This window comes from Streptomyces sp. NPDC026589, from assembly GCF_040638385.1.
Classification (GTDB): domain Bacteria; phylum Actinomycetota; class Actinomycetes; order Streptomycetales; family Streptomycetaceae; genus Streptomyces.
Map to the genome: position 1 here is coordinate 270,417 of NZ_JBEZYG010000009.1, position 10,482 is coordinate 280,898.

Below are 10,482 nucleotides of genomic sequence, written 5' to 3' on the forward strand. Positions count from 1 at the left end.
ATGGACGGCCGTCGACGCAATCCGTACCAGCTGACCGATGAGACACCGGTGTACGTGATCTCGATCGCGGCCCAGCTCTCGGGCCTGCACCCGCAGACCCTGCGCCAGTACGACCGTCTCGGCCTGGTCTCCCCGGACCGTACGGCCGGGCGCGGCCGGCGCTACTCGGCCCGCGACATCGAGCTGCTGCGCACCGTGCAGCAGCTGTCGCAGGACGAGGGCATCAACCTCGCGGGCATCAAGCGGATCATCGAGCTGGAGAACCAGGTCGCGGCCCTCCAGCAGCGCGTCGCCGAGCTCTCGGCGGCGGTGGACGGTGCGGCGGTCGCCCTCCAGCAGCGCGAGGCCCAGGTGCACGCCTCGTACCGTCGGGACCTCGTGCCGTACCAGGACGTGCAGCAGACCAGCGCGCTGGTGGTCTGGCGGCCGAAGCCGAAGCGGCCGACGGACTGACGGACTGACGGACACGGCTGACGTGAGTCGGCCGGACCCTGTGAGCCATGGGGCCGGGAGAGCGGATGACGCTCTCCCGGCCCCGTCGTCGTGTGTCCCCGCGTCGCCCGCTCGCCGGGCATCCTCAGGTGGCCGAAAACCTCCGGAGCGTTCCGGCGGAATACGGTTGGCACCAAGTAGCCCGGCATATGCAGCAAGTTGACAGTGATCACCCCTGTCATGGGCACGTGTCACTGGCAAGCTTATGGGCGTCGGCGAGGGAAGCCGGCGGGACACATGACGTACGGGGAGGAACACATGGGCGTCTGCGCGTTCACCGGGAGGATGGTCGGTACCGGGGGAATGATCCTGGGGCTGGTCGTCGGGGCGGCCGCGATCCCGGCCCACGCCGGTGCGGGGTCGGGGGGCGTGTCCCAGCAGGGCGGGCCGGCCACGCTGCCCGGCGCGATCTCGCAAGCGCTCGCGGAGGGGAACGCCGCGGTCTCCGGGTTTCTCTGCGGCGTACCGCTGCCGAAGATTCACGGACCGGACAGGGGCAAGGCCGCGTGCGTCAACGGCTGGCAGTAGACGACCCCGTCGAGGTCGTGGTGGTCCGGGTCGCCGCGCACGCCGCGCCCGCCGGGACCGCGGTGCTCCGGCTCCTCGGGATGCTGCCCGCGCACTGGGAGTGCGCCCAGCGCATCGAGGAGGACCGGATCACGGTCCTCGTCCGGGGCGGCGGGCAGCAGGAGGTGCGGAAACGCTGCGCCGAGGCGCTGAGGGGCCGCACGCTGGAGGGGTGGACGCTGGAGGGACGGCAGGCCCCGTAGGGCTCCGGACCGACGGCCCCGCGCTTCCTCTCCGTGTGCCGGGCCTCAGATCCAGCCTCTCTCGCGGGCCAGCAGGGCCGCGTGCGGGCGGCTGGTCGCGTCCAGGATGCGGAGGACGTCGGCGACGTGACGGCGGTACGTCCGTACCGAGATGTCCAGGTTCCGGGCGCCCGTCTCGTCCTTCGCGACCCGGCACATCTCCTCCATGACACGCTGCTCCATCTCCGAGAGCACGCCCGTCGGCGCGGGACCGGTGTCGATGAGGGCGGCGAGGTCCGTTGCCTCGGTCCAGATCTTCTCGAACAGGGCCAGGATGTTGGAGACGAGGCCGGCTTGCTGGGTGACCAGTGCGCCGCTCGACGTGTCGGCCGGGTCCACGGGCACCAGGGCCGTCCGGCGGTCGTAGACGAGGATGCGCTCGGACAGGTCTTCCGCGGCCCGGATCGACGCGCCCTGGGCCCTGAGCTCACGGAGGTAGGCGACCGTGGGCGGGTGGTCGAGCGCCTCCCGCAGCACCACGCTGCGGATCCGCACGCCGCGGCGCAGGCACCGGGTGTCGAGCGGGCGCGCGTGCGCGATGTTCTCGGGGGTGAGGGCGGTGTACGGCTCGACGGAGAGGATCTCCTGTCGGGCGAAGAAGGCCAGGTCGTCGATCCGGTCGCGGATGTGCCGCAGGACTTCGAGCCGCTCCACGCCCTGTCCGGCGAGGGGGCGGGCCTGTTGTTCGGCCGTCAGATCGGCCACCAGATGCCGGGACCTGGTGACCTGATGGAGCTGTTCGTGCAGCTCGCGCAGCCGTATCTCCGTGAGCCGCTCGATCGCGGTCTCCGGATCGGTCGCCGTCGCCCCGCCGTGTTCGTCGGTCCGCAGGAGGCACAGCTCGTCGAGCCGGGCGAGGGCCTTCTCCACCTCCTCACGCGGGCGGTGGAGGAGGATGTCGATGTCCTCGGTGCCGGTCCCCGGATTGCGCAGGAAGTACCGATAGACGCGTTCCTCCGTCGCGTCGATACCGAGTATCGACAGACTTCCGTCGTTCACTGCCGCCGCCCCCCGCGTGCCGCACAACAACTGCCGGCGCGCCGACATGGGTCAGATGCCGGGCGCCCGTCGAACTGATGGCTGGGGCATGGGTCAGATGCCACGCAGCCGTCGAACTGATGAGGGAAAGGGTAATCGAAGGGTAAAGGTGCAGGCAGGCCCGGTCGGTCGAGGAACGGACGCGGGCGGACGCGGGGCGAACAACAGACGGACAACAGACGGACAACCGACGGGCAAACCGACGGGCAAACCGACGGGCAAACCGACGGGCAACCGACGGGCAACAGTGGATGATCGCAACTAGGGGGCTGCTGTGACGACGATGATCGACCGACAGGTACTGGATTTCGCCACGCTCACGGAACGCGAGCGCGAGGTTCTCGCGCTGCTGGGCGGCGGAGAGCAGAACCGCTGGCTCGCCCGGAGGCTCGGCATCACGGAACGGACGGTCCGGGCGCACACGTCGAGCATCGTGCGGAAGCTGAATCTCAAGTCCAGGTTCGAGGCCGCGATCGTGTCGAACCTGTACGCGGAGGACATCAGGGGTCTGCGTCCGTGACCTGACCTTCGCCGGTGCGCGGGCTCCGGGTGGAGCACGAAGGCCGAAGTCCCCTGCGGGAGGAATCGCTTCCCGCAGGGGACTTCTCGTGTGCCCGGCGCCGGCCGGGGAGCCGTGAACGGGCCGGGCGGGCCCGGGGTCCGGCCCGGGGCGGCCCGGGAAACCGTGAACGGTCCGGGCCCGGGAAACGGTGAACGGGCCCGGACCCGGGAAACCGTGAACGGGCCCGGCCCCGTAAGCGGCCGGTCCGCCGGCCGTGTCCGGGCCCGGACACGGAAGCGACCGGTCCGTCGGCCGTGTCCTCAGCCGGGCAGGGCCGTGCTGACCGCGTCGACCAGCATCATCCACATCGGCTGGCCGCCGGTGCCGAACGCCGCGGAGAGCGCGTAGCCGATGGCCGCGTCGAGCGGTTCGATGCTCCCGGCGTCCTCCCGCCACTCGGCGATCACCCGGCGGTCACCGTCCGACGAGAAGTCCCCGAGGTGCTTCCCGTCCCGGGTCAGCCGGCTGCCGGGGATCGAGTCCGGGACGAGCCGGAAGCGGGTGCCCGCGCAGGTGACGTCGACCCGGTAGGACCGCCTCCGCAGCCTGCCCTTGGCGGGCGTGATCGTCGCCGGCTCGCCGTCCACGGTGATCGTGAGGTGCCGGGGGTCCCGGGTTCCGATGACGATGTGGTCGTCGACCTCGGCCTCGGGCGCGCGGACGATGGTGATCGTGGGAATCCGCTCGCCGCTCACGACGAGCTTCTCCCGCTGTTCGCCGAGGAGTTCGACGGCGATCTCGCCGTAGTGGTCGTCCTCCGTCGCGGCGGGCAGAGGCAGGGGAGTGGTGTCGGTCATCTGGATCCTTGAACCCTTCGGTCGTGCTGAGGGGGGTGTTCGGTGAGGAAATGTTCGGCGTGCGGATGTTCGGTTCCGCCGGGGGCGGCGCACGGAATTCTCGCAGGGCGCGGCAGTGGCCGGAGATGCTCGTGCTCAGTGAGGTGCGGCCGATCCGGCGGGGGTCAACTGCGTCGCGGTGAGGTCCTGGTAGAGGGCGCTGCGCTCCAGCAGCTCCTCGTGACGTCCGTGATCGCTGACCCGGCCGTTCTCGAACAGGACCAGTCGGTCCGCCGAGGTGACCGTCGAGAGCCGGTGGGCGATGAGCAGCACCGTGCAGTCACGCGCCGCCTCCTCCACCGTCCTGCGCAGCGCCGTCTCGCTGAGTCCGTCGAGATGAGCGGTGACCTCGTCCAGGAGAAGGACCTGCGGGCGGCGCAGCAACGCCCGTGCGATCGCCATCCGTTGGCGCTCGCCGCCGGAGAGCGCCAGGCCGCGGGAGCCGACAGCCGTGTCGAGTCCGGCCGGGAGTGAGGAGACGAAGTCGTCGAGCAGGGTCCTGCGGAGCACGTCGGCGACGGCCTCGTCGCTCGCGTCGGGCGCGGAGTAGAGGAGGTTCTCCCGGAGCGTGCCGGCCAGCATCGGTGAGTCCTGCTCGACGTACGCGATGCGGCGGCGGAGTTCGGCCCGGCCGAGCGTGCGGATGTCGGTGCCGTCCAGCAGGATGCGGCCGGTCTCGCTGTCGTAGAACCGCTGGATCAGGGAGAACACCGTCGTCTTGCCGCTGCCGGACGGGCCGACGATCGCGGTGACCTTCCCCGCCGGTGCGACGAAACTCGTGTCGTCCAGGACGGGGGTGCGCCCCTCGTAGGCGAAGGTCAGGCCGTCGACCGTGACCCGGGGCGGCGGGCCGGACGGCACCGGCGGCGTACCGTCCACGTCGTCCTCCGCCGCCATGGACCGCACCTCCTCGATCCTGGCCAGGGCGCCGAGTCCCTGCTGGAGGGCCGTGGTCCCGCCGACGAGCGAGAGGACCGGGCCGCCCAGGTTGAACAGGTAGAGCAGGAAGCCGATCAGCGCGGCCAGTTCGAGGGTGCCCATGGCGACCAGCGCGCCGCCGAAGCCGATGACGGCGAGGAAGGACGCCTGGACGATCAGCCCGGCGAGCACGGCGATCAGCGCGTGGTAGCGGGCACCCTTGAGGCCGGCCCGGTAGGCGCGTTCGGCGGCGTCGGTCGCCCGCTCGGTCTCCTTCGCCTCGGCGCCGTTGGCCTTCACGGTCCGGGCCGCTCCGAGCGACCGGTCGAGTGCGGCGCCGATCTCGCCGACGGAGGTCTGCGCCTCGGTGGTCACCCGCTTGATGCGGGGCATGACGACGCCCATCGCGATGCCCACGACCACCAGCACGGCGGAGGTGATGCCGAGCAGCGGCAGGCTGACGATGCCCATCAGCACGATCGTGGCCAGGAGGTGGATCGATCCGTCCACGAGCTGGATGAGACCGCCCGTGGCCGCGTGCTGGACGAGCGTGCTGTCGGACGTGACACGTGTCGTCAGGCCACCCGGTTCGACGCGGTCCAACTCCGCGGTGCGCAGACGTATGAGACGCGCTATGAGGCCTCGGCGGACCTGGAGCACGACCCGCTCGGCGGTCCGTTCGCTGAGCCAGGCCTGCACCCAGGTCAGCCCGATGGAGGCGACCAGCAGGCCGAACAGCAGGAGGAGGTCGTCGCGCAGTCCCTCGCCCGTCATGAGCTTCGCCAGGACCGACTGGATGACCAGCGGCTGGGCGAGACCGGCGGCGCTGCCCAGGAGGGTCAGTGCCAGAACGGTGAGGAGGACGCCGCGGTGCGGACGCGCGTACGAGAGCAGCGCCCGCAGCGCGGGCCGCTCTGCCGGAGGCTGTTCTGCGTCAGGTGTGTTCACCCTCGTAGTTCTATCCCCTCGTTCGTGTGCGGGGGAACTGTCGCTTGCGGCAATGCCGCAAGAGTCAATGGTGCGGGCCCGGTGTCGCGGTCCATTCTTCTTTCTGTCCGCAACGGACGCCGGGCATCGCAGATATGACCGGCCGTCAATTCCCTTTCATGGAGATAGATCTGATGCAGAACGTCACTGAGCAGGACCTGTTCGACGGTTACACCGCCTACACCTCCGCCGAGGAGCTGGGCCTGCACGACGGCAAGGACGCCGCGCCGGCCTTCAGCCCCACCATCCCGTGGGCGATCCGCGCCACGATCATCAGCGCGCGTTCCTCGCAGCAGTGCGCCGCCGCTCTCGGCTCGCTCGCCGCGAAGACCGTCGAGAACAAGTGCTGACCAGGCTCTCTTCGGAGTGAGCCGCGGGGTCCGGCCGGAGCGCACGCTCCGGCCGGACCCCGGCCCAACGCGCACACAGGAGGCGTCGTGGAGGAACAGCAACGGGACTTCGAGCGCGTTCTCGTCGTGGGGACGGGAGCCCTCGGCGTCGCCTTCCTGCCGTTCTGGATCAACTGGCTCGGGAATTCCCTTCCCGACGTGGAGAAGAGAGTGGCACTGACCCGTTCCGCGTGCCGGTTCGTCTCGCGGGACGCGGTGGCCGTGCTCTCCGGAAAAGACGTATTCATCGACGACTGGAACGCGTTCTCCGGTGCCGACGTGCCGCATGTCGATCTCGCGGAATGGGCGGACCTGATTCTGGTCCATCCCGCCACACTGAATTTCGTCGGCCGGTACGCCCTCGGTGTCGCCGACACACCGCTGATGGTCGCGCTGCACACCACCCGGGCGCTGGTGGGCGTCGCGCCGTCGCTCCCGCCCGGTGCCCTCGGCAGCCCGGTCGTCCGGGAGCACCTGGCGGTGCTGCGGGAGCGGCCCGGGGTGGTGCTCGCGCCGACGATCCCCGCGCGGAGCGCGCGCACGGGTGAGGTGGCGGACGGTGGCTCCGCCCCGCTGAACGAGTTGTACGACCTCTGCGTCGCGCGCCGGAAGGAGAGCCGGAAGGAGAGCCGGGAGGAGAGCCGGGAGGAGAGGCGGGAGGAGAGGCGGGAGGAGAGGCGGGAGGAGAGCGGGGGCGGCGGTGCTCCGGGTGACGCGCGCGGCGACGGGGGCGGGACCGGGCCGGGTCCGGGTCCGGGTCCGGGCTGCCCCGACGCGGTCGGGGGCGCCGGGGACCTGGACCGGGAGCGGGCGGCGTGACCGGGGCGGGCTCCCGGGCTGGGATGGGCCCTCGGGCCGGGACGGGACCCCGGGCTGGGAGGGACCTCCTGGCAGGGCCGGACCCCTCTGAGGGGGCGGGCCTTCGGGCTGGAACGGGACCCCGGGCTCGGACAGGCCCCCTGGCCGAGAGGGGCCTTCTGGCCGGGACGGACCCCTTGGCCGAAACGGCCCCCCTGACCGGAGCGGCTGTCCTCGTGGCGGAGCACGGTACGGGCCTCCAGGTCACCCGTGTGTACGAGGGGCAGGACGAGGGTGGCTTCCTGTGGTGGCACGGCCCGGGGCACCGTCACGCCGGTCCGCTGCGCGCACCCCGCGAACTGGGCCCGCTCGTGCCCGGCCGGGAAGCCGGCGCGGGGGCCGCACTGCTGTCCACCGGGCAGCCGCACGGAACCGGGCTGCTCCACCGGGCCGCCGGCTCCGTCTCGGCCGCCGCCTGGCTGCGGGACCCCCGCCCGCAGGCCGGGCGGCTCGTCGCCCACTCCCTCACCGCCGCCGCCCGCGCCCTGCGGGCCCTGCACGGCGTCTCCCTGCCGCAGGGCCTGGAGCCGGCCCCGCCGCCGGGCCTGCGGCGGCTGCGGGAGTGGGCGGGCGGGACGGTTCCGCTCGTCCCCGCCGCGGAGCGGCTCCGGCGCCATGCGCTGGAGGTGTGGGGCGGCGCCCGCACGGCGCGGCTGCTCGACTGGGCGGACGACGCCGAACGGCCCACGGGCGTCGGCGCGTCGGCCGTGCTCCTCCACGGCTGGGCCTCGACCGGTGCGCTCGTACCGCCGAGGAGCCGCGGCCGGGTGGCGCTGCTGACCGGCCAGGACCTCGGCACCGGGCGGCGGGAGCTGGACCTGGGCTGGATGCTCGGCGACCTCGTCGAGCTGGCGTGGTCGTCGCCGCTCTACCGCGTCGCGCACGCCGGTGCCGGGGCTCCGGAGGAGGAGGGCACGGTGCTGCCGTCCGCGGCCGTCCTCCAGCAGGTGTTCCTGGGCGTGTACGGCGAGGGCCCGGGTGGCAAGGGCCCGGGTGGCGAGGGCGCGGGCGGCGAGGGCAGTGGCGACGGTGCCAGCGGCGACCGCACCGGCGGCGGAGGTCCGGTGTACGACCCCGCAGCCGTGGGGCGCTGCGCCGTGCTCCGCGTCGTCACGCACATGCGGGACTTCGCCACGTACTGCGAGTGGAGCGACGAATTGCTGGACTACCTCGCCTTCACCGCCGAGTTGATCGATGAGGAGGGCCGCCGGGCGGTCCCCCGAGGAGTGTCATGACGACCACGACGAACGAAGCGCCCGCGCTGATCCGCTACCGGCCGACCGGCCTCGACGCCGCCCCGGAGGTGAACGCGCTGCTGGAACGGCTGGGCCTCGGCCCCTTCACGCCGGACGGGCTGACCGCCTTCGGCGGCCGCAACGACAACTGGGCCGGGACGACGACCGGCGGTCAGCAGGTCTTCGTCAAGACGGTCGCCCGGTCCCCCGACGGCAGCCGTCCCGAGATCGACCGCGCGCTCGCCTTCGAGGCGTCGGCCGCACGGCTCCCGGCCGGCTCGCCGCTGCGTACGCCCGAACACCTCGGGACCGACCGGGCCGCCGCCGTGAGCGCGTTCCGGCTGCTGCCCGGGGCCCGCTCGGGCTCGGAGGTCGCGCTGGACGGCGACTTCGACGAGGAGCTGTGCCGGGAGGCGGGGCGAGCCGTCGCCACCCTGCACGCCATGGAGCCGGTGGGCGGCCCGGCGAGCACGGGGCAGGCCGAGGCCGTCGGCGTGCCCGGGCCGGCCGACCCGTCCGGCGGTGCGGCGGAGGTGGGGATCGACACGGGGGAGGCGCCCCTGCCACCGACGCGCTGGCTGCGGGCGTTCCCGTGGAGCGAGGTCCAGGACCGCAGCATGGCGCAGATCGCCGCCTGGAAGCTGGTCCAGGACGACACCGAGGTCGTCGCCGCGCTCGACCGGCTGCGGGAGCGGGAACGTACGGCGCCGCACACCCCGGCCCACTGCGATCTGCGTTTCGACCAGTTCATCGTCCACGGGGACTCGCTCTACCTCTGCGACTGGGAGGAGTTCAGGTGGGCCGATCCGGCCCGGGACGTCGGAGCGTTCGTCGGCGAGTGGCTCTTCCAGGCCACCTACTCCGTCTTCGCGCCGACCGGCGAGGCCGCCGCCGGGGACACCGTCGCGCTCGGCTTCGACCTCACCCACCAGGAGATCGTCGAACGCGGCACCGCCGGGCTGCGCCGCCACCTTCCCCGTGTCGCGGCCTTCTGGGAGGGCTACACCGGCTGCCGGACCCCTGACCCGGAGCTGGCGGAGAGGGCCGTCGGGTTCGCGGGATGGCACCTGTTCGACCGGCTCATAGCCACCGCACAGGCGCACGCCGTCCTCAACCCGGTCGCGCGCGCCGCCGCCGGGATCGGACGGACCCTGCTGCTGAATCCGGCCGGCGCCGTCCCCACCCTCCGTCTGACCGCCCCCGCCCCCGCCCCACCACGCCGCACCGCCACGTCCCGGAGCCCCCGATGATCCCCGACCGTCCGCTGCCCCTCTCCGCCGAGCCGTCCCCGGCCCCGCGTCTCACCGCCGCGCTCGGCCTCGTCTCCGTACGGGCCGACGGTCTCGCGGCGGAGGTCGCCGGGCGGAAGCTGACCGCCGACAGCCCGCGCGACCTGCGCGGCCGGCTCACCAACGCGCTGTACGAGGAGTTCCACGCCGGAAACGGAGCGCACCGCCGGGACGCGGACGCCCCGCCCCGCCGGTCGCTGCGCGACTCCGCGCTGGAGCGCCGCCTCACCGAGGCCGTGCCGCACGCCAGGACTCCGGTCACGGGGCGGCTGGTCGAGGTCACGGACGGCGGCGAACTGGTCGTACGGCTGCCGGAGATCACCGCCCGGCTCGGCGCCGACCGGCTCATCACCCCCGGCACGCCCGCCCCCGGCGAGCTGGTCGAGGTCGCGCTGGAGGCGGCGCGGCCCGCTCTCTCGCCCGGCTTCTTCTACGTCATGGGGTCGCGGGCCCTGCCGTCGCCCGCGGGTCCGGTCCGCCGCCTCTTCCTGCACGCCCGCGACGCGGACGGGGCGGACGCGCTGTGGGCCGCCGCGCTGGCCGCGCTGGAGGGGGCGGGGGCGCGCTACCACGCCAAGGTCCTGTCCGACGAGGACGACTACCCGCGCCGCGACAGCGTCGTCGTCTATCTGCACGGCGACCACGCACCGGCGGAACGGGCCGTGGTGACCGCCGTCCGGGGCCTGCCGGGGCTGGGCGCCGACACCTCGCTCTTCACCGCCCGGCTCGCCCCCGGCGTCGCCGCCGCGTGGGACCCGCGGGACCCGCGCCCCGGACATGACGGCATGAGCTTCGGGCAGCACCGCAGCTTCGCGTTGGCCACCGCGCTCGTCGACCACGCCCTGGAAGCGACCGAAGGGACCGACGGCCTCGCCGGCCACGTCGTACGGGCCTTCCGCGCGGCGGGCATCGACCCCGCGCACCCCGAGAACAACCTGGCCGCGGGCCCCGCGCACGCCAGGAACAGCTTTGCCGTGGACCCCGAGTGTCCCGAGGGCGACCTCGCCGCGGACACCACGACCACGACCACGACCACGACCACGACCACGACCGCTGGAGTGTGAGCCCG

General features: G+C 73.0%; 12 protein-coding genes. 9 read left to right on the plus strand and 3 right to left on the minus strand.

The window, feature by feature from the left end; all coding sequences use genetic code 11:
* The 3 genes from AB0F29_RS18225 to AB0F29_RS18235 all read left to right on the plus strand — a co-directional run bounded on the left by AB0F29_RS18225 (position 1) and on the right by AB0F29_RS18235 (position 1,262).
* A complete protein-coding gene (locus tag AB0F29_RS18225) occupies positions 1-453 on the plus strand; it encodes a helix-turn-helix domain-containing protein (RefSeq protein ID WP_018960890.1) in 453 nt (150 codons plus the stop codon).
* A gap of 276 nt (positions 454-729) precedes the next feature.
* The gene (locus AB0F29_RS18230; protein ID WP_361873200.1) at positions 730-1,020 is read left to right on the plus strand and encodes a hypothetical protein; all 291 of its coding nucleotides are present in this window, start codon (positions 730-732) and stop codon (positions 1,018-1,020) included.
* Entirely contained in the window at positions 999-1,262 is a 264-nt protein-coding gene (locus AB0F29_RS18235) for a hypothetical protein (RefSeq protein WP_361873202.1), read from the plus strand. Before AB0F29_RS18230 ends, AB0F29_RS18235 begins: the two co-directional genes overlap by 22 nt.
* A 45-nt stretch (positions 1,263-1,307) precedes the next feature.
* On the opposite strand, the gene AB0F29_RS18240 is transcribed toward AB0F29_RS18235, so the two are convergent.
* A complete protein-coding gene (locus tag AB0F29_RS18240; RefSeq protein WP_361873204.1) occupies positions 1,308-2,300 on the minus strand; it encodes a helix-turn-helix transcriptional regulator in 993 nt (330 codons plus the stop codon).
* A gap of 322 nt (positions 2,301-2,622) precedes the next feature.
* Here AB0F29_RS18240 and AB0F29_RS18245 point away from each other — a divergent pair, with 322 nt between their 5' ends.
* Positions 2,623-2,859: a LuxR C-terminal-related transcriptional regulator gene (locus AB0F29_RS18245; RefSeq protein WP_361873281.1), complete on the plus strand. Its 237-nt coding sequence runs from the start codon at positions 2,623-2,625 to the stop codon at positions 2,857-2,859.
* Between the two features lie 302 nt (positions 2,860-3,161).
* Here the strand turns inward: AB0F29_RS18245 and AB0F29_RS18250 are convergent, their stop codons facing one another.
* Positions 3,162-3,698, minus strand: coding sequence for a hypothetical protein (locus AB0F29_RS18250; protein ID WP_361873206.1), 537 nt, complete (start codon positions 3,696-3,698; stop codon positions 3,162-3,164).
* 135 nt (positions 3,699-3,833) lie between these two features.
* Positions 3,834-5,603 carry an ABC transporter ATP-binding protein gene (locus AB0F29_RS18255; protein WP_361873208.1) on the minus strand — a complete coding sequence of 590 codons (1,770 nt, stop codon included), beginning with the start codon at positions 5,601-5,603 and terminating at the stop codon, positions 3,834-3,836.
* Positions 5,604-5,776: 173 nt separating this feature from the next.
* Here AB0F29_RS18255 and lxmA point away from each other — a divergent pair, with 173 nt between their 5' ends.
* The 5 genes from lxmA (at position 5,777) to AB0F29_RS18280 (ending at position 10,477) form a co-directional block, all read left to right on the plus strand.
* Positions 5,777-5,992 (plus strand): lexapeptide family class V lantibiotic, encoded by a 216-nt coding sequence (lxmA, locus tag AB0F29_RS18260; protein WP_018960897.1) that lies wholly within the window; start codon positions 5,777-5,779, stop codon positions 5,990-5,992.
* An 87-nt stretch (positions 5,993-6,079) separates the two neighbouring features.
* Positions 6,080-6,850 (plus strand): flavoprotein, encoded by a 771-nt coding sequence (locus tag AB0F29_RS18265; RefSeq protein ID WP_361873210.1) that lies wholly within the window; start codon positions 6,080-6,082, stop codon positions 6,848-6,850.
* Positions 6,851-7,026: 176 nt separating this feature from the next.
* A complete protein-coding gene (locus AB0F29_RS18270) occupies positions 7,027-8,124 on the plus strand; it encodes a hypothetical protein (RefSeq protein WP_361873212.1) in 1,098 nt (365 codons plus the stop codon).
* Positions 8,121-9,374 carry a phosphotransferase gene (locus tag AB0F29_RS18275; protein ID WP_361873214.1) on the plus strand — a complete coding sequence of 418 codons (1,254 nt, stop codon included), beginning with the start codon at positions 8,121-8,123 and terminating at the stop codon, positions 9,372-9,374. The genes AB0F29_RS18270 and AB0F29_RS18275 overlap by 4 nt, the downstream gene beginning before the upstream one ends.
* Positions 9,371-10,477, plus strand: a complete 1,107-nt coding sequence (locus tag AB0F29_RS18280) for a T3SS effector HopA1 family protein (RefSeq protein WP_361873216.1) — start codon at positions 9,371-9,373, stop codon at positions 10,475-10,477. Before AB0F29_RS18275 ends, AB0F29_RS18280 begins: the two co-directional genes overlap by 4 nt.
* Positions 10,478-10,482: the final 5 nt, after the last annotated feature.

What these genes read in the sequence shown, in the direction of transcription:
- AB0F29_RS18225 (WP_018960890.1), top strand. Translation starts at nt 1, where the DNA reads ATGGACGGCCGTCGACGCAATCCGTACCAGCTGACCGATGAGACACCG.
- AB0F29_RS18230 (WP_361873200.1), top strand. Translation starts at nt 730, where the DNA reads ATGACGTACGGGGAGGAACACATGGGCGTCTGCGCGTTCACCGGGAGG.
- AB0F29_RS18245 (WP_361873281.1), top strand. Translation starts at nt 2,623, where the DNA reads ATGATCGACCGACAGGTACTGGATTTCGCCACGCTCACGGAACGCGAG.
- AB0F29_RS18250 (WP_361873206.1), bottom strand. Translation starts at nt 3,698, where the DNA reads ATGACCGACACCACTCCCCTGCCTCTGCCCGCCGCGACGGAGGACGAC.
- lxmA (WP_018960897.1), top strand. Translation starts at nt 5,777, where the DNA reads ATGCAGAACGTCACTGAGCAGGACCTGTTCGACGGTTACACCGCCTAC.
- AB0F29_RS18275 (WP_361873214.1), top strand. Translation starts at nt 8,121, where the DNA reads ATGACGACCACGACGAACGAAGCGCCCGCGCTGATCCGCTACCGGCCG.
- AB0F29_RS18280 (WP_361873216.1), top strand. Translation starts at nt 9,371, where the DNA reads ATGATCCCCGACCGTCCGCTGCCCCTCTCCGCCGAGCCGTCCCCGGCC.